Genomic DNA, 20,848 nt, shown 5'->3' on the forward strand with positions numbered 1-20,848 from the left:
CTACCTGCCGTTCGACATCGAACGCATCGGCTACTGACCGCGGAGCCGCTCGTGACACTCCCTCGTTTCGGCGAACACGGAGGACGCCCCGCACCCGCGCGGCCGCGCCTTCGTCGATCCGGTGGCGAAGGCGCGGCCGCGCGAGTTCGGCGACGTCGAGCAGTGGTGCTTGCGGTCCACGTCGGCTCTGATCAGCGCACCGGCCGCACCGCCTGCCGCACGAGGGCAGCGATGCGGGCCTCCACGTCGGCGGTGACCTCGGTCAGGGCGAAACTGGTCGCCCACATCGGGCCCTCGTCCAGCTTCGCCTGGTCGCTGAACCCGACCGTGGCATAGCGCGCCTTGAACTTCTGCGCGCTCTGGAAGAAGCAGACGACCTTGCCCTCCAGCGCGTAGGCGGGCATCCCGTACCAGAGCTTCGGCGCGAGCATCGGGGCGTTGGCGGTGACCACGGCGTGGACGCGCTCGGCGATGATCCGGTCGGCGTCGGGCATCTCGGCGATCTTCGCGAGGACGTCCCGCTCCGCCGCCGCCGCTTTGTCCGCCCGTGACCCACGGCGCGCTTCCTTCTTCACCTCCTGGGCGTGCTCCTTCATCGCGGCCCGCTCCTCGGCCGTGAATCCCTCGTAACCGCTGGTCTTGCCGCGGCTCATCGCACCTTCTCCTCACTGATCGTGGTAAGGGGGACCGTAACCCCGTTCACCGCGCTGACCCGCCGCTCGTCGCCAGAGGGCAGTGCGATGTCGGCAACGTCAACTCGACGATGAACGGACGTGTCGTCCAACCACGCCACGCCGCCGCGGGTGAGCGCGGCGACCAGGCCCGGCAGGCGGTAGTGGCACATCAGGACCGGGCCGCCACCGAGGCGCTCTCCCACACGAACCCGTCCGGGTCGGCGCCAGGCTCGACAGCCCCGCCGACCACGATCCGGTGCGATCCGCTGCCGTCGGGGGCAACACCGGCGTCCTTGGCCAGAGCACGCCGCCGGTACAGCGCCAGCGTGATCGGGCTCGACCCGGCAGCGAACTCGACATACATCCGGCCGAAGCTCTTCGCCACGGTGAAGCCCCGGTCCTGGTAGAACCGCTTGCTCGCGGCCACGTCGGCCACTCCCAGCAACAGCACGACGCCCTCGATCCGCCCGGTAGCAGGACCGGTGTCCTTCTTCGCCGAGGTCGCGACCTTCCAGATCGCGCCGTCCGGCGCGCGGACCACCCCGCCGTAACCCCAGAACGACTTCGCCACCGGCTTCAGCACCGTGGCACCGCCGTCGAGCGCGGCGCCGATCAGAACGTCGACATCAGCCGGCCGCGGCACCGTCAGTGACAGGGTGAACCCGCGAAAGCCGCTGGTCGGCTCCCGAGCGGCCCGCAGACACAGCCAGGCGTCCGCCAACCCGAAAGCAGAAGCGTAGAAGCGCTCGGCGGCCGCGGCATCGGCCACCTCCAGAGTGATGGTCTCGATCGAAGTCATGACAGCAACGCTAAGCGCGACCCACTGACCAGCGCTTCTCGATTCCTGACCGGTCCCGCCAGCCAACACCACACATCCGACAGGCAGCCGTGCCCCGTCCTGTTCCCGTGACCCACCCGGCGAGCACCTCGGCGAACGACAGACTGTTCCCGTCCGGGTCCAGCACGACGACGTGGCGCACGCCGTTGCCGTAGGTCTCCACCGGTTCGTGGCCGATGCCGTGCGCGGCGCGTCTCGGTGGTGTCGAGGGTGTCCGGACGGGCCCCGCCCAGCTTTCGCCTTCGGCGGTCCGCGGTGTCCCGCAGGACCGGCAGCCCTTCGCCCCGCTGGCGGGCCACCGATGCCTTCGCGGACCTTCTTCGTTCCTGCGCAACGGATGCTCGACGCCCGCGCGAGCGTTGTCCTCACCGCTGCGCGCCTTTACGGTCGTAGCCGGAAGTGATCCGCGTGGGGGCGGGCCATTGTCCGTCCGCGACTGGTGGTGCCGCGCGGAGACTCGCGGCCCGAGGAACGAAGGCAGGCAACGTCGTGTCCGTCCGGCACGCCCGCACGCGGTACCACGTGATGGTGGTGACCGGAGCCACCATCGCCATCGCCGGCTCGGTCATCGGCGCTGTCCGCATGTTCGGTCTCGGCGGCGAGATGGTGCACGGCATGCCCATGTCGGACATGCCGGAGATGGTCCTCGCCGGCGGGGGGATTCTGCTCGCGCTGGCCGGGGCGTTGCTGCGGGGGGCACCGCGCACGCCGGTCCCGGCCACCAAGCGGTTCCGCGGTCGTGGGTTGGTGGCGTTCATCGCCACCACGGCGTTGACCATCGACATCAGCAAGACCTCGACGCTGGGTTTCGTCATCCCCGGGATGCGTGCGGAGTACGGCCTCGGCCCCACCGCGGCGTCGATGCTCGCCGTCGCCGGCCTGAGCGGCACCGCGACCGGCGCCCTGCTGTTCAGCCGCCTCGCCGACCGGGTCGGGCGTCGCCTGACCTACGTCATCGCCACGCTCGGTTTCACGGCGACCAGCCTGTGCGCCGGCATGCCGACCTTCGGCGGCAACGTCGTGATGTGTTTCCTGATGGGCATCACCGTGGGTGGACTGGCACCCCTGCTCATCACGATGCTCACCGACCTGTTCCCCGGAGGCGCGCGTGGACCGGTGGTCACCGGGTTGTCGGTGGTCGCCACCGCGGTCGGCTTCCTCGTGGCGTCCGGCTCGGCCCTGTGGCTGGAGCCGGTCTACGGCTGGCGGATGCTCTGGCTCATCGGTGCACCGACCGGGCTGCTGCTGACCCTCGCGGCCGTCCTCGTGCCGCAGCGCGCTCCGGCGGCGACCGAGCCGTCGGGAGGCGGGACGCGCGAACTCGACGGTCGACCGCGGCGAATCGCGCGCGCCGCGTTCACCATCCGCCTGCAGTGGCTGTACGCCGCTGTGGTCGGGCTGATGACCTTCGGCCTGACCACCTGGGTGCCCACCCTCGCCCGAGCCGGTGACCTGGCGCCGACCACGGCGAACACGCTGCTCACCGCCGTCGCGGTCGCCATGGTGCCCGGTGCCGTGCTCGTGGCGGTGGCCTACCGGCGGTTCGGAACGATCCCGCTGGCCGTCGCGATGGCCACGGGCACGGCCGCGCTCCTGCTGGGCCTGGTCACGTCGGGGGTGACCGCCGCCGTGCCCTGGCTGGCGGCGGCGATGCTCGCCGGGTCGCTGTTCGCGGTCAACACGTTGGCGGCGATCTTCCTGCCGATCGCCGCCGACCTCGCCGGCTCGGCATCGCGAGGGCGCGTCACGGGCACGGTGTCGTTCTCCAACCGGATCGGCGGGCTCACCGGCCCCCTGGCGCTGTCCCTCATCGTGTCCTCGGTCACCGACGTCCTGACCGCCGTGGCCGTGCTCGCCCTGTGCTGCGGCGCGATCGCCTGGTACACCGGCCACCGGCACCGCGCGGTCCGGGCCGACCTGGAGCGGGAAGCCCGGATGCTCACCGCGCCCGGCGTTCCGCCCGGGTGACGAGGTAGAGCGCCAGCACGACGAGGACACCGAGCATCCCGGTCGCGGTCCACACCATCCACGGCATGACGGTGAGGCCGGCACCGTCCACCCCTGGCGTGCGACCGCCGTCGCGCCCGCTGACGATGACCACCAGCAGCGCACCGATGACCACCACGGCACCGACCAGCGCTGCCGCCCTGCGCACCGTCGGAAGACCCACGGGAGCGCTCGCGCGGAGGCGTTCGGCCCGTCGTGCCGGCGCGAGCAGCCTGACCAACAGCAGCACGGCGACCGGCAGTTGCAGTGCCCAGAGCGTGGTGCGCGGCCAGCCGTTGAACCACACGTTGGTGCCGTAGAGAAGCGTGTGCCACACGCTGAGGACGTAGACCACGATGACGAAGCGGTGCAGCGCTCGCCACCGCCGCGATCCCGTCCTGGCGCGCAGGTAGAAGGCCAGGCCGAACGGGATGGCCAGATACAGCGCCAGCAGGCCGAGCAGGATCGCGACCCGGCCGGTCCCGCTGGAGTAGCCACCCGGCACGAACGTGTCGACGAGCGCCGTCCCCACGCGGCCCGGCCAGCCGAGGCCGTTCTCATTCCCCCGCACCAGCTCGGCGAAGAACATCACGGCGTGCAAGAACATCAGCGCGATCGTGGTCAGGCTGGTGCTGCGATGCCACCGTTCGACACGCGCCGCCGAGATGCGCAGCACCCGCGAGCCGGCACTGGACCGGACCAGCCCGAGCATGGTGGTGGCCCACGCCCACAACAGGCCGGACCAGCCGAACGCCTGGCACAGCCAGTACATCCAGTAGGCGTCAGCGTCAGCGAGGAACGGCATGACCACCAGGGTCGCGGAGACACCGGAGTCGATCCGGCTGTACAGCCACCAGAAGATCAGGCCGGTGACGACCAGCGCCGCGGTGGCGTCGGGCACCGCCGCCCGCAGGTCGTCGCGCAGACCATCCCAGTCGAACGCCGGCGGTCGCCGACCGCGACGTCGAGCGGCAGGCACCTTCTCCACCGGCACGTCCGCCACCACGCCCGCCCTCCTACCCTCCGGATCCGCCCGCACACATCTATCGAGGACTCGCTCGGGGTGTCAACGGCACATCGGCGGTTTCTCGCCCGTCCTCGGCCGTCTCGGGCCATCGCGTGCGGTCTCGGCGGCCGCCGCGGTGCCGCCGCTCCCGCGCCGTCGGCGTGGTGCCGCAGCTCGGCAGGCCCGCCCTGACCCCGCGCGGATCGTTCCGCTCCGCCTGGTCCCGCGCCCCGCGATCCACCTGCCGGTGCACACCGGAGCCGACGTGGCTGCCACCTCGCCTGACGAACGCGCGACGAGCCCGATGGGCCAGCCGATCAGCCGAGGACGAGCGGGAGTGTCGCGGCCAGCTCGCCCAACGCGGCGTTCTCCGCGCCGGTCGGGGCGCGCCGTCCGGTACCGACCAGCAGCGCGTCCCTGTCGGACAGCGACGCGGGGAACGCGGCCCCGGCGATCCTCTCCAGCAGCTCGCGGGACCGGGCGAGCCCTTCCGCGGGCGGTCCGGCCGCGGCCGGCAGGTGCGCGATCAGGTCGAGGTGGTGCAGCGTCCACTCCAGGACGTACGCGGAGAGGTAGTCACCCGCGGTGAGGACCTCGCCGCGGGTGCTGACCCGCAGGCTCGGGTCGGCGAGTTCGGCGGCACGCCCGGCCGCCGAGCCCACGTCGTCGAGGTGGAACTTCAGCAGCCCCGGCTCCTCGTACGCGGCGGCCAGCCGCACGATCAGCGCGTCGAGCGGGTCGTCGCCGGTCGACGGCGTCTCGGCGACCTCCCAGTAGGTCACCGCGTCGCGGGTCGGTTCCGTGTCGGCGGGGGTCACGAGGGTGATCAGGACGTCCTGGGCGTCGATGACCAGGTGGCACACCAGGTCCCGCACGAGCCAGCCGGCACAGCCGGACGGCTGCGCGAAGTCCTCGTCCGAAAGCTCGGCGACCGCTGAGAGCAAGGCCGTCCACGAGCGTGCGAAGAGATCCACGGTCGCACGCTAGCAGCGCTCGCCCTCCGAGCGCGACGAACGCGCCCGAGGCTCACAGTGGGGCCTGCGGCGCCGAAACAGCACCTCAGCGGCCGCTCAGCCGCCAGAGTCAGCGCGCTCGCGCCGCTGTTCTTCTGGCGCCGCGTCCCGGAGACCAAGAACCGCGGCTTCGAGAAGATCCAGCGGGAGTTGCTAACCAGGCAGATTCGTCATCTCCGGTGGGCGCGCCACGGGTCGACCGGGGAGGCGCCAGACGGCGTGCACGGTGTCCTCGGTGAGGACGTCGGCGGGGGCGCCCTGGGCGACCAGCCGCCCCTCGTCGAGCAGCAGGCAGTGGTCGGCGCGCAGCGCCTCCGCCAGATCGTGGGTGGTCCGGACCACGGTGCGGCCGGCCGCGCGTTCCTGGTGGAGCACGTCGGCGATGCGGCCCCGCGCGCCGAGGTCGAGGCCGGTCGACGGTTCGTCGAGCAGCAGCAGGTCGGATCGCTGGGCGAGCCCCTGCGCGACCAGGGCACGCTGCCGCTGCCCTCCGGACAGCGCGCCGAGCTGCCGGGCGGCGAGATCGTCGATGGCGAGTCGTCGCAGGCACTCCCGGACGATCTCCCTGTCCTTTCCGGACTGCCGGCGCCACGGACCGAGTCGCGCCCATCGGCCCATGGCGACCGCCTGGCGCACCGTCATGGGCAGGGTGTCCGCGACGGCGCTGCGCTGCGGGACGTAGGCCGGGAGCCGGACGCTCGTGCGGCGCACCGAACCGGCGACCGGTGCCACCACGCCCGCGATCACGTTGAGCAACGTGGTCTTCCCCGACCCGTTCGGGCCGAGCACGACGGTCGCCCTCCCCGCGGGCACGCGGGCGGTGACGCCGTGCAGGACCACGTGGCGGGCGTATCCCGCCGACACCTCGCGCAGGACCACGGCCGGCTGATCGCGCACTGTGCTGGCCATCCCTTCGACGATCGACGCCTTCGACTTGATAATGATTTTCATTGTACGATGCCGCGGTGGAGTGGTTGATCGTGCCGTTCGAGGTGCCGTTCGTGCAGCGTGCCCTGCTGGCCGGGATCCTGGTGTCGCTCGTGTGCGCACTGGCCGGCACCTGGGTCGTGCTACGGGGGATGGCCTTCCTCGGTGACGCGATGGCGCACGGCCTGCTGCCGGGGGTCGCGCTCGCCTCCGTGCTCGGCAGCAACCTGATGCTCGGTGCGGCCGCCAGCGCCGGCCTGATGGCCACGGGCGTGACCGCGCTGGGGCGCGTGCGGGGCCTCTCCCGGGACACGACGATCGGGCTGCTGTTCGTCGGCATGCTGTCGATCGGTGTGATCATCGTGTCGCACTCGCGGTCCTTCGCCGTCGACCTCACCGGCTTCCTCTTCGGCGACGTCCTCGCGGTCAGGGCCGCCGACCTCGTGCTGCTGGCGGTCGCGTCGGCGGGGGCCGGGCTGGTGTCGTCGCTGGGTTACCGGTCCTTCGTGGCGCTGGCCTTCGACGTGCGCAAGGCGCACACCCTCGGCCTGCGTCCCCGGCTGGCCAACGCGTTGCTGCTCGGGCTGCTCACCGTGGCGATCGTGGTGTCGTTCCACGTCGTCGGCACGCTGCTGGTCTTCGGGCTGCTGATCGCGCCGCCGGCCACGGCCGTGGTGTGGGCCCGGCGCATCCCGACGGTCATCGCCGGAGCCGCCGTCGTCGGCAGCCTCGCCACGACGGTCGGCCTCCTCGTGTCGTGGCACTGGGGCACCGCCGCCGGGGCGACGATCGCCGCGACCGCGATCGTCCTGTTCTTCGCGTCCGCGCTGGCCGCCCACCTCCACCGCCGGGTGCGCCCGGCACTCCCCGACGTCGAACGAGAGGCCGAGCAAGCACAGTGACATCCCTGACACGAGCGGTGGTCGCGATGGCAGCGGCCGGCGCGGTGGCCGTGTCGGCCACCGGATGCGGCCCGGACGTGCCGCACCCACCCGCGCCGGACGTCGTCCCACACGGGTACGTCGAGGGCGCCGAGGAGACCGCGGAGGCGCAGCCCCGGCTGGTGGTGGCGGACCGGGAGACCGGGACGGTCCGCGTCGTGGACCTGATCACCGAGCGGGTGAGCGACGTCGGGCGGGTGAGCGACGTCCGAGGCATCCACGGCGACGGGCGGTTCGCCTACCTCGCCGAGGGAACCGGCACGGTCCGCGTGGTCGACGGCGGTGCCTGGACGGTCGACCACGTCGACCATGTGCACTACTACCGCGCGGCGATCCGGGAGGTCGGGACGGTGCCCGGCGGCCGCCCGGTCAGTGTCCACAGTGACTCGGCGCTGACCGCGGTCTCCGGCGCCGACGGCACCGTGCACCTGCTCGACCGAGCCCGACTCGAGGCCGGAACCGTGGCACGGACCGGCACGATCTCCCTCCCACCGGGTGGGGGCGGCGCGGTGCCGTGGCGAGAGCACCTCCTGGTGCCGGCCGCACCACCGGGCCAGCCGGCCGGCACGGTCGAGGTGCGCGACCGGCGGGGCCACCCGGTGTCGACCGTCGAGCCGGCCTGCCCGAGTCCGCGGGGCACGGCGGTCACCCGGCGCGGGGTGGTCTTCGGCTGCGCGGACGGCGCGCTGCTGGTCACCGAGCGGGACGGTGCTTTCCACGGCGAGAAGATCCCCTACCCGCGGCCCGTGCCCGAGGCCGAACGCGCCGTCGAGTTCGCCCACCGCCCGGCCGGTACGACACTCGCCGCGAAGGCCGGTGAGCGGGGCGTGTGGTCGCTCGACCTCACCCGCGGGACATGGACCTTCCTGGAGACCGGCCCCGCCGTCGCGGTGAACGCGGTGGGCGAGGGCGCTCCGCTGCTCGCCCTCACCGCCGACGGCGTCCTGCACGCCTACGACACCGCGACCGGGGAGCGGACCGCGCACCGGCCGGTGCTGGCCGCACCGGTGGACGAGTCCGATCCGGCGTTGCCGGTGATCCACGTCGATCCGGCGCGCGCCTACGTCAACGACGTCGCCGCCGGCATCATCCACGAGATCGACTACACCGACCGCCTGCGCCAGGCCCGCACGTTCCACGTGGGCGGCAGGGCGAGCCACATGGTGGAGACCGGCCGATGAGCGGGAAGTCCCTCCGGCGGCACGGCCCGCGGCGGCTCGCCGCCCTGCTCGCCGCCGTGGTGCTCGGGCTCGGTGGTTGCTCGGCCCTCGGCTCGGGTGGCTCGGGTGTCGTGGTCACCACGAACATCCTCGGCGACATCACCCGCGCCATCGTCGGCGACCAGGCCGAGGTGACGGTGCTGATGAAGCCGAACGCCGACCCGCACTCCTTCGGCATCTCCGCGCGAGAGGCGGCGCGCGTGGAGCGGGCGGGACTGGTCGTCTACAACGGACTCGGCCTGGAGGAGGGCGTGCTGCGCACCGTCGAGGCGGCCGCGGCGACCGGCGTGCCCACCCTGCCCGTCGGCGAGCGGGTCGACCCGATCCGCTACACCGGCGACGAGTCGGCGGGCCGGCCGGACCCGCACTTCTGGACCGACCCGGTGCGGGTCGGCGCGGCGGTGGACGTCATCGCCGGCGAGATCGTCGCCACGGTGCCCGGCGTGGACGAGGAGACGATCCGGCGCAACGCGCGCCGCTACCGCGCGGAGATCGACCGGCTCACCGCGTCGATGACCGAGCAGTTCGGCAGCATCCCCCCGGACCGGCGCAGGCTGGTGACCAACCACCACGTGTTCGGCTACCTGGCGCGGCGCTTCGACTTCGAGGTCATCGGCGCGGTGCTGCCCAGCGGGACGACGCTGGCCTCACCGAGCGCCGCGGATCTCGAGCGACTCGCGGCCGCCGTCCGCGCGGCCGGGGTGCCGGTGATCTTCGCCGACTCCTCGCAACCCGACCGACTGGCCCGGGTGCTCGCCGACCGGGCCGGGCTCGACGTGGCCGTCGTCCCGCTGTTCTCCGAGTCGCTGAGCCGGCCGGGCGAGGGCGCGGCCACCTATCTGGACATGATGCGCGCCAACACCACCGCGATCACCCGCGCGCTCGCCGCACCGTGAACCCCGACCCACCCGGTTCCCGGCACCACCCGGGAACCGGACGACACGAGGAAAGGTGAACATGATGGCAACCACGGCGCGCGCCACGCGGCGGACGAGGCGAGCGGTCGCCGCGTCCGCGGCGACGGCGGCCACGCTGCTGCTCGGCGCCTGCGGCTCGGGCGCGAGCGGCTCCGGCCAGACCGGGGTCGAGGGCACGGCGGCACCGCCCCGGCCCGCGGTCGTCGACCCGGTCGTCGCGACCTACGACGGCGGTCTCTACGTCCTCGACGGCAGGACGCTGGACCTCGTCGAGGACATCCCCCTCGACGGGTTCAACCGGCTCAACGCCGCCGGGGACGACCGGCACGTGCTGGTGTCGACCTCGACCGGGTTCCGGGTGCTGGACGCCGTCGGCGCCACGTGGACCGGCATCGAGTTCCCGGCGGCCGAGCCGGGGCACGTCGTGCGGCACGACGGCAGGACGGTGCTGTTCGCCGACGGCAGCGGCGAGGTGACCAGCTTCGACCCCGCGGCACTCGGCGACGGCATGCCCGCGACCGAGGTCTACCGGACCGCCGAGCCACACCACGGCGTCGCCGTCGAGCTGGCGAACGGCGAGCTGGTGGTGACCCTGGGCAACGAGGACTCCCGGCCCGGCATCCTCGTGTTGGACGAGCAGCGCCGGGAGATCGCCCGCGACGAGAACTGCCCCGGCGTGCACGGCGAGGCCACCGCCCAGGGTGGTGCCGTCGTCATCGGCTGCGAGACCGGCGTGCTGGTCTACGCCGGCGGCACCATCACGAAGGTGGACAGCCCAACCGAGTACGGCCGGATCGGCAACCAGGCCAGCATCGACGCCTCCCCGATCACCCTCGGCGACTACAAGCAGGACGAGGACGCCGACCTGGAGCGCCCCCGGCAGGTCTCGCTGATCGACACCCGCGACCACTCGCTCAGGCTGGTCGACCTCGACACCAGCTACAGCTTCCGCTCGCTGGGCCGGGGGCCGCGGGGCGAGGGCCTGGTGCTCGGGACCGACGGCCACCTCCACGTGATCGACCCGGACAGCGCCCGGGTCACCAGGACCATCCCGGTCACCGACCCGTGGCAGGAGCCGCTGGAATGGCAGCGGCCCCGACCGACGCTGTTCGTCCGCGGCGGCACCGCCTACGTCAGCACCCCGGCCAGGAAGGAGATCTCCGCGGTCGACCTCGCCTCGGGCGAGCCGACGGCCACGGTGTCCCTGCCCGAGGCACCGAACGAGCTGAACGGCGTCATCGCGCACTGACCCGGCCGGAACCGGGCGAGCCTCGCCGCGCGTGGCGGGGCTCGCCCGGTCCCCTTGCCCGCCGGCCACGGCCCCGGCAGCAGGGCAGCGCAGCGCCTGGCCGGCGCGACCGCCTTCCCCAGTAGGGATTCCTTCCATGCAAGGGACGGGGTCGGGCGGCTGCCCGTGCTCGTGGGCCTGCCGGGCGCTGGACACACGCTGCACCCCGCCACGCGGAAGGAGGACGGATGGCCGAGGTGGGCCCGCCCCTGTCGGTGCGTGACCTGACCGACGAGGACCTGGCGTGGTGCTCCTGGGCCGGAACCCGCCTGCACCTGAGGCAGGTCGCCCTGGAGCTGGAGCGTGCCCGGCGCGGTGAGGTGGACTACCTGGCCGTGTGCCCCCCATCCGGCGTTCCGGTGGCGATCGGCGGCGTCGACTACCAGCTGAGCCCTGGTGCGGGGACGCTGTGGCAGCTGTCCGTGCATCCGGCGGTGCGGTCCCGCGGCATCGGCACCCTCCTGATCCGGTCGGCCGAGCGACGCATCCTCGCCAGGGGGTCGCACCGGGCGGAGCTGAGCGTCGAGGAGAGCAACCCGCGTGCTCGGGCCCTGTACGAGCGGCTCGGGTACGTCGGCTGCGGTCGGCAGCCGGAGGCGTGGGACGCCGAAGGACCGGACGGTGTGGTGCGCCGGTACGCGACGATGTGCACGCTGATGCGGAAGGCGCTCCGCTGACCGGCGTGCCGGCTCGCCGGAGCCGCTGTGTCAACCGCTCGCTCGCTCACCAGCCGTGGCGGCGCTCGCCCAGCACCAGCTCGCTGACCCTGGCCTCGGTCCGGGCGGAGAACGGCTCGCGCAGCGCCCGCACGGCGCGCTGGGTCTCCTCGGTGACGAGGTCGGCGTTGATCTGGGCCGCCGCGGCGGCCCCCGCGGCCGCGGCGGCCCCGACCTGCGCGGCGAGATCGGCGACGTTGCCCGCGACCCAGACGCCGGGCACGTCGGTGCGGCCGGCCCGGTCCGCGGTGATGTGCTCGCCCATGGGATGCGGGGCCGGCCGGAGCCCGAGCCCGGCGAGGAACCCGGCCCGCGCCACCAGCCGCGGCGACACCGCCACCACCTCACGGCCGACCACCGTGCCGTCGCCCAGCCGCACCCCGGTGAGCCGGTCGTCGACGATCTCCAGTGCCGCCACCTCGCGGTCCACCACGCGAACGCCGCGCGCGGTCAGCTGCTCGGCCTGCTCGTCGGCCAGCGGCAGCGCCCGGGAGAAGAACGCGACGTCGTCGCTCCACTGGCGCAACAGCAACGCCTGGTGCACCGACATCGGTCCCGTCGCCAGCACACCGATCGCCCGGTCCCGAACCTCCCAGCCGTGGCAGTACGGGCAGTGCAGCACGTCCCGGCCCCACCGCTCGCGCAGCCCCGGGATGTCCGGCAGCTCGTCCACCAGCCCGGTGGCCACCAGCAACCGCCGCGCGGAGGCTGTCGCTCCTCCGGCCAGCTCCACGACGAACCGGTCGCCGTCGCGGACCACGGCCTCGACCTCGCCGGACACCACCTGCCCGCCGTAGCGGCGGACCTCGGCCCGGCCGCGGTCCAGCAGCTCCGCGGGGTCGGTCCCGTCCAGGCCCAGCAACCCGTGCACCCCGCTCGCCGGGGCGTTGCGCGGGCGACCGGCGTCCAGCACCACCACCTTCCGCCGGGCGCGGGCCAGCGTCAACGCGCCGCTCAACCCCGCGGCGCCCCCGCCGACCACCACCACGTCGCACCCGTCACTCAGCCGATCGGTCACGGCGATCACCTCCGCGACCACCCTGCGCCCCGGGGTGAGCCATGGGCAAACATCTTTGCCGATCCGGCAAGCCCAGGGGCCCGACGGCGGGACCTCCGCGCGCGCCGGTCGCTCAGGCTCGTTGCGGTGCCTCGCCGACGGCGCGCTGGGCGAGCGGCCGCAGCGTGTCCACCAGCCGCATGATCTCGACGGGCAGTGGGAAGATCAGGGTGGAGCTCCGCTCGTCGGTGATGTCGGCCATGGTGGACAGCACGCGCAGCTGCATCGCCGCCGGGTGCTCCTCCAGCACGCCGGCGGCCTCACCGAGCGTCTCGGCGGCCTCCCGCTCCCCCTTGGCGTGAATGACCTTCGCCCGGCGTTCACGCTCGGCCTCGGCCTGCCGGGCCATCGCGCGCCGCATGGCCTGCGGCAGCTCGACGTGCTTGACCTCCACGTGGTCGACCTTGACGCCCCACGGGTTGGTCACCTCGTCGATGATCTGCTGCAGCCGCTGGTTGATCTCCTCCCGGTTGACCAGCAGCTCGTCCAGGTCGATCTGGCCGAGAATGCTGCGCAACGTCGTCTGCGCCATCTGCGAGGTCCCGACCACGTGATCCTCGATGGAGATCACCGAGCGCACCGGATCGACGACGTGGAAGTAGGCCACCGCGTTCACCGACACCGTCACGTTGTCCTTGGTGATCACGTCCTGCGGCGGGATGTCCATCGTGATGGTGCGCAGCGAGACCTTCACCATGCGGTCGACGATCGGGATGATGAAGAAGAGGCCGGGCCCCTTCGCCTCGATCACCCGTCCCAACCGGAAGATCACTCCGCGCTCGTACTCCGGCACGATGCGCACCGCCGCGAACACCAACGCCAGGACGGCGAGTACGGCGATGCCCCACCCGATGAGTTGGTTCATTGCTTCTCCTCAGTGATCGGTTCCACGAGCAGCGTCAGGTCCCGCACCTCCACGACCCGCACCCGCTGCCCGTCCGCGAGCGGGCCGCCCCGGCTTCGCACGTTCCACCACGTCCCCTCCAGGCGCGCCCGGCCACGCTCCCGCTTCGCGTCCCGCACCACGGTTTCCTGCCCCACCATGGCGCTCGCCCCGCTGACCGGCTTCGCCCGGCGGGCCCGCAGCGCGAGCCGGCCGGCCAGCACGGCGCCGGCGCCGACCACCACGGCCACCGGCCACAGCACCGCCGGGTTCACCGCGAACGGCCCTTCGAAGAGGAACAGCCCGGACAGCGCCAGCGCGAGCGCGCCACCACCGGCGAACGCGCCGACGCCGGGAGTGAAGAGCTCGGCGACCAGCAACGCGACGGCCAGTACCAGCAGCAGGATCCCGGCGACGTTCACCGGCAGGACGCTGAGCGAGACGAAACCCAGGATCAGCAGGACGGCACCGATGACGCCACCGAGCCCGGCGCCGGGGCTGGCCAGCTCGTAGATCACCGCCAGGCTGCCGAGGGAGATGAAGAGGAAGGCCAGGTTCGGGTCGGCCAGGATCTGCAACAACCGGTCGAAGAACCCCATCTCGTGGTCCACCACCGGCGCGCCCCGCGTGCGCAGCGTGACCTCGGAGGAGTCGGCGAGGGTCACCGCTCGGCCGTCGAGCGCGGCGAACAGCGCCGCGCGGTCGGCGGCCACCAGATCGACGGCGTCGATCTCCACCGCACGCTCGGCGGTCGCCGCCTCGCCTTCCCGTACGGCGGCCTCGGCGAACCCGGCGTTGCGGCCGCGCTCGGTCGCGACCGACTCGGCGAACGCGGCGGCATCGTTGATCACCTTGTCGCTGATCTCGCCGCCCTGCAGGTCGACCGGTGTGGCGGCGCCGATGGTCGTTCCGGGAGCCATCGCCGCGACGTGGGCGGAGAAGGTGATCAGCGCTCCGGCGGAGGCCGCTCTCGCCCCCGCTGGGGAGACATGGACGATCACCGGGACCTCGGCGCCGAGGAAGGCCTGCACGATCTCCCGCATCGAGGTGGACAGCCCGCCCGGCGTGTCCAGCTCGACCAGGAACGCCTGATGACGCGCTTCCTCGGCCCGCCGCACCCCGTCCACCAGGTGGTCGGCCACGACCGGGGTGATCTGCCCGTCGACCCGGACCGCCAGCACGCTTCGCTCCCGCTCCTGGTCCGCCGCCCACGGGGCGGCGGACGACTGCGGCGCGACGAGCAGCGGCCAGGACCAGGCGAGCACACCCGCGATCAGCAGGACGCGCGCGGCGACGTGCCATGCCGTCCCCGACACGGCGCCCTCCCGGCGGGGGCACCCCCGCCGACGATCCCCCTGACCGGGCACGACACGCATTCCCGCTGCTCCCGACGCAAGGTACGGCGGCTGACCGAACGAGCCAGTAGGTACTGGGTGACCACGGACACATCGGCGCAAACCACTCACCCGCGGGTCGTGTCCCGCCGGCCGGCTCCGGTGGGGTCAGCGTGGCGCGGCAGGGGCTCGCGGGTCGCCGGGCGACGGTTGGCCGCCGGCGACGCGGCGGCCGTAGCCGGGCCGGTGCGACTGGTCGAGACCGTGCTCCGCCCAGGTGTAGAGGTGCAGCTCGGGACCGTCGGGGTCGGCGAACACCAGCAGCCAGCCGAGGGACGCCTCGATCACCGCCGAGTGGGGATTCCGAGGGCGTCCAGGTGCGCCGCCCCGCTCGCCGCAGCGCGCCGCCGCGGCGGCCACCCGCGCCAGGAGCCGGGTGGCGGCCGCCGACCTGTTCGTCGAGCGCGGCGGTGTCGCCACCACCATGCGTGACGCCGCCAGGCGGGCGGTCCGGCGGGTGGTGGACCACAGCACGGCCCTGCCGGAGCGCGCCGGTGAGCTGATCACGGCGAGCGTCCAGGCTGCGGACAGCGATCCGACAGGCGGGCGGCCGCCGACGCCGGAGCGCACGCGACCCACGAGGTGTCGCTGGCCTTCACCCGGGCGCCGCACGAGCGGGGGCACTGCGCGACACCCTGGACGCCGGCACCGCCGCCGACTCCTCTACGCGCTCACCTCGCCCCACACGCACCACCTCCTCCGCCACCGTCGGCGGTGGGGCCGCCGGAGGTATCGCGCCGGGTCGGAGGCCGTGCTCGTCCGCGAGCCGCTCCGGTGACGCGGACCGGTGGTCGCTCCCCGCTGGCGACGACACCTGCGCTCCGCGCGCCCGGATACCCGCCGGAAGGACGTTGACCGGCCCGGGTGGCCACTCCACTGTGAGGGGCGACCGTTGGCACACCCTCGAGGAGGTCGGTCACATGCTCTCCCGCCCACGACGCGGAATCCTGGTCCCCCTGTCAGCGCTGGCGATCGCCATGGCCGGCGCGCTCTCCGGCTCGGCGGCCGGCGCCACCGCCCCGGCCCCGACAACCACGACCCTGAATGTCACGGCCCCGAGTTCCGCGGCATCCGGCGCCGCCGTCCCCGCCGATGGCACCGCGCCGGAGGCGGCCGGCGGCGCGTCCGTGGTGCGCGACGTGGTGCTCGCCGTGCACGGCGGCGCCGGGTCGCTGCCCCGGGGCAGCCTCACCCCGGAGCGGGAGCGCGCCTACCGGGCCGGGCTCGAGGAGGCGCTGCGCGCCGGACTCGCCCTGATCAACGAGGGCAGGTCGAGCCTGGACGCGGTCGAGGCCGCGGTCCGGGTGCTGGAGGACGACCCTACCTTCAACGCCGGCAAGGGCGCCGTCTTCAACACCGACGCCGAGCACGAGCTGGATGCCTCGATCATGAACGGCCGCGACCAGCGGTCCGGCGCGGTCGCCGGGGTGCACAACACCAGGAACCCGATCTCGCTGGCGCGCATGGTCATGGAGCGCTCCCGGCACGTGCTGATGGCCGGCGAGGGCGCGGACGCCTTCGCCCTCCAGCACGGCGTGCCGTACACCACCCAGGACTACTTCTTCACCCAGCGCCGGTGGGACGCGCTGATGGCGGCCAAGAACCCGGCGACCGACGCGCGGCCCCGCGCGGCGGAGACCATCGGGGAGACCGTCGGCGCGGTGGCCGTCGACCGGCACCGGGACGTCGCCGCGGCCACGTCGACCGGCGGCCTGACCAACAAGCTGGTCGGCAGGGTCGGCGACTCCCCCATCATCGGCGCGGGCACCTACGCGAACAACCGGACGGTCGCGATCTCGTGCACCGGCACCGGCGAGGTGTTCATCCGCGGCGTGGCCGCCCACGACATCTCGGCGTTGATGGAGTACGCCGGCAAGCCGGTCCAGCGCGCGGCCGCCACCGTCATCACCGAGAAGATCCCGGCGCTGGGTGCCACCGGTGGCGCCATCGCGCTGGACCCGCGCGGAAGGCTCGCCACCCCGCACAGCACCGCCGGCCTGATCAACGGCTACGTCACCCGGGACGGCACCGTCGTGACCCGCATCTACGACGACGAGACCCCGTCGCGTTAGGACAGCCGAGCGGCCCGAAGGCGGGCATGCCTTCGGGCCGCCGCCGCGCCGGCGTCACCGCCGGCCGGGCACCGCCGTGGTGACCACCGTGTGCACCAGCCACTCCAGCGGGCCGCGGCGCATCCAGCGCCGCCACAGCACGGACGCGCCGAGCAGCACCGCCACGGCCGTGGCGAAGTGGACGAACGACACGGCACTCGGGTCCCCGATCGACGCCAGGTAGGCGAAGTGGCCCGCGTACCACGTCATCGTCATGCCGCCGGCGGCCACCAGCGGCCACAGGACGGTGCGGGCCACCCGGCGTTCGAGGAGCAGCAGCATTCCACCGAGCAGGGCCATCGCGACACCGATCATGAACACGATCCCGAGCGGGCTGGTCGCGTACAGGCCGTCGGTCGGCATGCCGAGCAGGGACTGCCATGGCAACGACGACGGGCCCGGCGCGGCCATCGCGGCGGCGACGTCCGCACCGGCGCCGAGGCCGTGCCAGACCACCGCGTAGCCGGCGTAGGTCGTGGCCGCCACGCCGAGGCCGGTGCGCAGCAGCCGGGACCGGACCGCGTGGTCGTGCAGGTCCAGCCGGCCGATCGCGAGGCCGGCGAGGACGAGCGGGATGCCGTAGACGGTCTGGAACCCGCCGCCGGTCAACACGAGCTGGACCAGGTACTCGCCCCACCGGCCGGGGCTGGTGAGCACGGCGAGGCCGGACGGCGCGTCGACCATCATCCAGTCCCGGTGCGCCGACATCACCCACCACGCGTAGGCCGTCACCAGCGGCGCGGCCAGCCCGGCGGCGGTGAGCAGCGTGCGCGGGCGCAGCCGGGTCAGCGGGATCAGGAGCAGCAGCAGGACCGCGTAGTAACTCAGCACCGAGGCGCCGAACTCGTCGATGCCGAGGCTGATCAGGAAGAGCGCGAGCGCGCGCACGGCGACCCTGCGCCGCGCGGTGGACATGTCCCGACCGGCGAAAGGGCGGTGGCCCCCGGTCATCAACGCGACCGACACGCCGGCGAGCAGCACGAACAGGCTCATCGCGCGGGACGACGTCTGCTCGTTGACCCACTGCAGCACGCCGGGCGTGTCCTCCGGCCGCCCCGCGTGCAGCCATCCCGTGGTGTAGAAGTGCTCGACGAAGACGCCGATGATCGCCAGCGCCCGTACCGCGTCAATGCCGAGCAGCCGGCCCCGCGGAAGCCGGTGGCCGGGTCCGAGCGAGGTGCCCGCTCGCTTGGTCTGTGTCCCTGTGACATCCATACTCGACACGCTGCCGAGCGGGTGTCCGAGCCCGGTCCCCGCGATGTCGCGATCGTGTCGCGACCTCGTCAGCCCCGCGGCAGCACCGGGCAGTGGCGTGGTTCGGTCGCCGGGCCGTGCACGAACGTCAGCCGGACCCTGGTGACCGGGGAGCCGCCGGACTGCTGGTGCACCGCCAGCGCGGTGCACACGAGCTGGTCGATGCCGATCTCGGCGCGCACCTCGTCCCGGTCGATCGGCAGGCCGATGGTGATCACGTCGCCGGTGGTGGTGACCGGGAGCTCCAGCACGACATCGCTGTCACCGGCGAAGGAGCGCAGCCCCTGGCCGAGGCGGGTCGTGGTGAGCAGCATCTTCGTCGCCTGGCCGATCGTGGCGAGCTGGTCACCCCTGCGCCGCACGACCAGGTTGCCGGCGTCGTCCACCAGGTACACCGGTGTGCCGGGAGCGAGGCCGGTCGGCGCGTCCCCGCCGTCCAGCACCCCGCTCGGCCGCACGCCGCAGCCGGCCAGTGCGAGCACCGCCGCGGCCAGCACCACCGCGAGCACCGTCCTGATCACGTCCGCTCCCCCGCCCACCTGGGCAGGCGCACGACGAAGCGCGCGCCCGCGCCCTCGGCGTTGCCCGCCTCGATGGCGCCGCCGTGCAGCGCGACGTTCTCCGCGGTGATCGCCATGCCCAGCCCACTGCCCTCCGAGCGGGCCCGCGCGGCATCGGCCTTGTAGAACCGGTCGAACACGTGCCGCGCGACCTCGTCCGAGAGGCCCGGCCCGTGGTCGACCACCTCCAGGTACACCCACTCCTCGTCGCCGCGGAGCCGGACCACGACCGTTGGCGCGCCGTGCCGGAGCGCGTTGCCGACCAGGTTCGCCGCGATCACGTCCAGGCGCCGCCGGTCCAGCGCGGCGGGCAGCGGGTCCGGCGCGTCTAGCTCGACCTCGTCAAGCCAGCCCCGGGCGCGCAGGCCGTCGCGCACCACGGCGCGCAGCTCGACGTCCGCGCGGCGCAACGTCGCCGTCCCGGCGTCGAACCGGGACACCTCGATCAGGTCCTCCACCAGCCCGGCCAGCTTCCGGGTCTCGGACACCGCCAGCATGGCCGACTCGCGGGCGTCCCCCGGCATCCGCTCCGCCTCGGCCTCCAGCACCTCGGTCACCGCGGTCAACGTGGTCAGCGGGGTGCGCAGCTCGTGCGACACGTCGGCGACGAAGCGCCGCGCGTCGGCCTCCATCCTGGCCAGCTTTCCGACCGACCGTTGCAACGACGCCGCCGTCTCGTTGAACGTCTCGGCGAGCTCGGCGAGCTCGTCCGAGCCACGGGGCCGCAGCCGCGCGCCGAGGTCACCACCGGCCAGCCGACGCGCCGCGGTGCGCAGGTCCCGTACCGGGCGCAGGACGCCCCGCGCGGCGAGCAGCGCGAGCAGCACCGCCACCGGGAGGGCCAGCGCGCTGGTGCGGCTCGCGTTCGCGGTCAGCGCGTCGACCTGCCGCTGCACATCGCCCAGGTCGCGGACCGCGTAGACCTCGACACCGGACGGCCGCCGCCGCCCGTTCAGGTCGGTGATCATCACCGGGGTGCCGACCAGGAGCTTCGGCCCTCCGCCCGACTCGACCCGCTGCACCAGCAGCCGGTGAGCCGCCGCCGTGGCCGACCGCAGCTCCGGCGGCACGAGGTCGAGGCCGGCGCCGTGCGCGGAGCGCAGCGCGCCGTAGGTCACCAGTGCCGGGCCGCCGACCGCCGTACGCAGGCGGTCGAGCGCGGCCTGGTCGGGTGGGTAGGGCATGGTGGGCGCGGTCGCGGTCACCCGCCGCTCGACCTCGTCGGAGATCCGGCGCTGCGCCTCCGCGACCAGCGAGTTGCTGGCCGAGGCCGCGCTCGCCCAGGCCGCGGTGGCCGCGCCGAGCACGGCGACCGCGACGAAGGCCACGACCAGCCGGGCCCGCAGCCCGCCGAGTAGCGACCGCGCCCTGCCCCACGCGGTCATGTCGGGCCGAACCGGTAGCCGAAGCCGCGCACGGTCTGCACGAAGACCGGCCGGGACGGCTCGTCCTCGATCTTGGCCCGCAGCCGCTGGACGCAGTTGTCGACGAGTCGGGAGTCGCCGAGGTAGTCGTGCTCCCACACCAGCTCGAGCAGCTGCTGGCGGCTGAGGACCTGCCCGGGTGACCGGGACAGCTCGAGCAGCAGGCGCAGCTCGGTCGGGGTGAGTGGGACCGGTCGCTCGCCCTTGGTCACGGTCAGCGCGGCCCGGTCGATGGTGAGGTCGCGGTGCCGCTCGCGGATGTCCCGCTCGGCGGGCGCTCCCCTGCGCAGCACCGCGCGGACCCGCGCGTCGAGCACCCTCGGCCGGACCGGCTTGACGACGTAGTCGTCGGCGCCCGCCTCCAGCCCGCCGACGACGTCCATGTCGTCGCCGCGGGCGGTGAGCATGACGATCGGCGGGCCGCCGGCCGCGCGGACGCGCCGGCACACCTCGAACCCGTCCATACCGGGCAGCATCAGGTCCAGCACCACGACATCGGTGGGCGTGCCGTCCAGCGCGCGCAGGCCCTCCTCGCCGGTGCCGGACTCGCGCACGTCGTGCCCGTGCCTGCCGAGGGCGAGCGCGAGACCGCGGCGAACCGCCTGGTCGTCCTCGATCAGCAGAATCCGTGCCACGCCC

The 20,848-nt window shown here is 73.6% G+C and carries 20 protein-coding genes; 7 read left to right on the forward strand and 13 right to left on the reverse strand.

Annotated features, from left to right (window positions below; all coding sequences use genetic code 11):
* Positions 1-191: 191 nt before the first annotated feature.
* On the reverse strand, positions 192-653 hold the full coding sequence (locus BM051_RS26915; RefSeq protein WP_092536479.1) for an iron chaperone: 462 nt from the start codon (positions 651-653) through the stop codon (positions 192-194).
* Between the two features lie 190 nt (positions 654-843).
* Complete coding sequence (locus BM051_RS26925; RefSeq protein WP_092536486.1) at positions 844-1,473, reverse strand: VOC family protein; 630 nt, start codon at positions 1,471-1,473, stop codon at positions 844-846.
* 528 nt (positions 1,474-2,001) lie between these two features.
* Here BM051_RS26925 and BM051_RS26935 point away from each other — a divergent pair.
* Positions 2,002-3,480 (forward strand): MFS transporter, encoded by a 1,479-nt coding sequence (locus tag BM051_RS26935; protein WP_243859329.1) that lies wholly within the window; start codon positions 2,002-2,004, stop codon positions 3,478-3,480.
* Here the strand turns inward: BM051_RS26935 and BM051_RS26940 are convergent.
* The 3 genes from BM051_RS26940 to aztA all read right to left on the reverse strand — a co-directional run bounded on the left by BM051_RS26940 (position 3,452) and on the right by aztA (position 6,468).
* On the reverse strand, positions 3,452-4,504 hold the full coding sequence (locus BM051_RS26940) for a ferric reductase-like transmembrane domain-containing protein (RefSeq protein ID WP_243859327.1): 1,053 nt from the start codon (positions 4,502-4,504) through the stop codon (positions 3,452-3,454). The genes BM051_RS26935 and BM051_RS26940 overlap by 29 nt on opposite strands.
* A 317-nt stretch (positions 4,505-4,821) precedes the next feature.
* The gene (locus BM051_RS26945) at positions 4,822-5,478 is read right to left on the reverse strand and encodes a maleylpyruvate isomerase N-terminal domain-containing protein (protein ID WP_092536492.1); all 657 of its coding nucleotides are present in this window, start codon (positions 5,476-5,478) and stop codon (positions 4,822-4,824) included.
* A 192-nt stretch (positions 5,479-5,670) separates the two neighbouring features.
* Positions 5,671-6,468 carry a zinc ABC transporter ATP-binding protein AztA gene (gene aztA / locus BM051_RS26950; protein ID WP_166677635.1) on the reverse strand — a complete coding sequence of 266 codons (798 nt, stop codon included), beginning with the start codon at positions 6,466-6,468 and terminating at the stop codon, positions 5,671-5,673.
* A 14-nt stretch (positions 6,469-6,482) separates the two neighbouring features.
* Here aztA and aztB point away from each other — a divergent pair, with 14 nt between their 5' ends.
* The 5 genes from aztB (at position 6,483) to BM051_RS26975 (ending at position 11,487) form a co-directional block, all read left to right on the forward strand.
* Positions 6,483-7,346, forward strand: a complete 864-nt coding sequence (aztB, locus tag BM051_RS26955) for a zinc ABC transporter permease AztB (RefSeq protein ID WP_092536495.1) — start codon at positions 6,483-6,485, stop codon at positions 7,344-7,346.
* A 26-nt stretch (positions 7,347-7,372) separates the two neighbouring features.
* A complete protein-coding gene (locus BM051_RS26960) occupies positions 7,373-8,566 on the forward strand; it encodes a hypothetical protein (RefSeq protein ID WP_243859325.1) in 1,194 nt (397 codons plus the stop codon).
* Entirely contained in the window at positions 8,563-9,501 is a 939-nt protein-coding gene (gene aztC / locus BM051_RS26965) for a zinc ABC transporter substrate-binding protein AztC (RefSeq protein WP_092536500.1), read from the forward strand. Before BM051_RS26960 ends, aztC begins: the two co-directional genes overlap by 4 nt.
* Positions 9,502-9,565: 64 nt before the next feature.
* The gene (gene aztD, locus BM051_RS26970) at positions 9,566-10,771 is read left to right on the forward strand and encodes a zinc metallochaperone AztD (protein ID WP_092536711.1); all 1,206 of its coding nucleotides are present in this window, start codon (positions 9,566-9,568) and stop codon (positions 10,769-10,771) included.
* Positions 10,772-10,998: 227 nt separating this feature from the next.
* Entirely contained in the window at positions 10,999-11,487 is a 489-nt protein-coding gene (locus BM051_RS26975; RefSeq protein ID WP_092536503.1) for a GNAT family N-acetyltransferase, read from the forward strand.
* Between the two features lie 46 nt (positions 11,488-11,533).
* Here BM051_RS26975 and BM051_RS26980 read toward each other — a convergent pair whose 3' ends face one another.
* The 4 genes from BM051_RS26980 to BM051_RS28770 all read right to left on the reverse strand — a co-directional run bounded on the left by BM051_RS26980 (position 11,534) and on the right by BM051_RS28770 (position 15,367).
* Positions 11,534-12,544 carry an NAD(P)/FAD-dependent oxidoreductase gene (locus BM051_RS26980; protein ID WP_092536714.1) on the reverse strand — a complete coding sequence of 337 codons (1,011 nt, stop codon included), beginning with the start codon at positions 12,542-12,544 and terminating at the stop codon, positions 11,534-11,536.
* Positions 12,545-12,656: 112 nt separating this feature from the next.
* Positions 12,657-13,448, reverse strand: a complete 792-nt coding sequence (locus BM051_RS26985) for a slipin family protein (RefSeq protein ID WP_092536506.1) — start codon at positions 13,446-13,448, stop codon at positions 12,657-12,659.
* A complete protein-coding gene (locus BM051_RS26990; protein WP_208325875.1) occupies positions 13,445-14,782 on the reverse strand; it encodes an NfeD family protein in 1,338 nt (445 codons plus the stop codon). The genes BM051_RS26985 and BM051_RS26990 overlap by 4 nt, the downstream gene beginning before the upstream one ends.
* A 186-nt stretch (positions 14,783-14,968) precedes the next feature.
* Complete coding sequence (locus tag BM051_RS28770) at positions 14,969-15,367, reverse strand: hypothetical protein (protein WP_134046006.1); 399 nt, start codon at positions 15,365-15,367, stop codon at positions 14,969-14,971.
* Between the two features lie 413 nt (positions 15,368-15,780).
* Here BM051_RS28770 and BM051_RS27000 point away from each other — a divergent pair, with 413 nt between their 5' ends.
* A complete protein-coding gene (locus tag BM051_RS27000; RefSeq protein ID WP_208325874.1) occupies positions 15,781-16,932 on the forward strand; it encodes an isoaspartyl peptidase/L-asparaginase family protein in 1,152 nt (383 codons plus the stop codon).
* Between the two features lie 54 nt (positions 16,933-16,986).
* Here the strand turns inward: BM051_RS27000 and BM051_RS27005 are convergent, their stop codons facing one another.
* The 4 genes from BM051_RS27005 to BM051_RS27020 all read right to left on the reverse strand — a co-directional run bounded on the left by BM051_RS27005 (position 16,987) and on the right by BM051_RS27020 (position 20,844).
* Positions 16,987-18,186 (reverse strand): heparan-alpha-glucosaminide N-acetyltransferase domain-containing protein, encoded by a 1,200-nt coding sequence (locus tag BM051_RS27005; RefSeq protein ID WP_092536512.1) that lies wholly within the window; start codon positions 18,184-18,186, stop codon positions 16,987-16,989.
* A 68-nt stretch (positions 18,187-18,254) separates the two neighbouring features.
* The gene (locus BM051_RS27010) at positions 18,255-18,746 is read right to left on the reverse strand and encodes a GerMN domain-containing protein (protein ID WP_134046004.1); all 492 of its coding nucleotides are present in this window, start codon (positions 18,744-18,746) and stop codon (positions 18,255-18,257) included.
* Complete coding sequence (locus BM051_RS27015; protein WP_092536518.1) at positions 18,743-20,170, reverse strand: sensor histidine kinase; 1,428 nt, start codon at positions 20,168-20,170, stop codon at positions 18,743-18,745. The genes BM051_RS27010 and BM051_RS27015 overlap by 4 nt, the downstream gene beginning before the upstream one ends.
* Entirely contained in the window at positions 20,167-20,844 is a 678-nt protein-coding gene (locus BM051_RS27020; protein ID WP_092536521.1) for a response regulator transcription factor, read from the reverse strand. Before BM051_RS27020 ends, BM051_RS27015 begins: the two co-directional genes overlap by 4 nt.
* Between the last annotated feature and the right edge of the window lie 4 nt (positions 20,845-20,848).

It is taken from the genome of Amycolatopsis arida (assembly GCF_900115565.1).
In the GTDB taxonomy this organism is placed as follows: Bacteria; Actinomycetota; Actinomycetes; order Mycobacteriales; family Pseudonocardiaceae; genus Yuhushiella; species Yuhushiella arida.

Coding starts and splice junctions, on each gene's coding strand:
- BM051_RS26915 (WP_092536479.1), bottom strand. CDS start 653: ATGAGCCGCGGCAAGACCAGCGGTTACGAGGGATTCACGGCCGAGGAG.
- aztA (WP_166677635.1), bottom strand. CDS start 6,468: ATGAAAATCATTATCAAGTCGAAGGCGTCGATCGTCGAAGGGATGGCC.
- BM051_RS26960 (WP_243859325.1), top strand. CDS start 7,373: ATGGCAGCGGCCGGCGCGGTGGCCGTGTCGGCCACCGGATGCGGCCCG.
- BM051_RS26925 (WP_092536486.1), bottom strand. CDS start 1,473: ATGACTTCGATCGAGACCATCACTCTGGAGGTGGCCGATGCCGCGGCC.
- BM051_RS27015 (WP_092536518.1), bottom strand. CDS start 20,170: ATGACCGCGTGGGGCAGGGCGCGGTCGCTACTCGGCGGGCTGCGGGCC.
- BM051_RS26975 (WP_092536503.1), top strand. CDS start 10,999: ATGGCCGAGGTGGGCCCGCCCCTGTCGGTGCGTGACCTGACCGACGAG.
- aztC (WP_092536500.1), top strand. CDS start 8,563: ATGAGCGGGAAGTCCCTCCGGCGGCACGGCCCGCGGCGGCTCGCCGCC.
- BM051_RS27000 (WP_208325874.1), top strand. CDS start 15,781: ATGCTCTCCCGCCCACGACGCGGAATCCTGGTCCCCCTGTCAGCGCTG.
- aztD (WP_092536711.1), top strand. CDS start 9,566: ATGGCAACCACGGCGCGCGCCACGCGGCGGACGAGGCGAGCGGTCGCC.
- BM051_RS26985 (WP_092536506.1), bottom strand. CDS start 13,448: ATGAACCAACTCATCGGGTGGGGCATCGCCGTACTCGCCGTCCTGGCG.
- BM051_RS27005 (WP_092536512.1), bottom strand. CDS start 18,186: ATGGATGTCACAGGGACACAGACCAAGCGAGCGGGCACCTCGCTCGGA.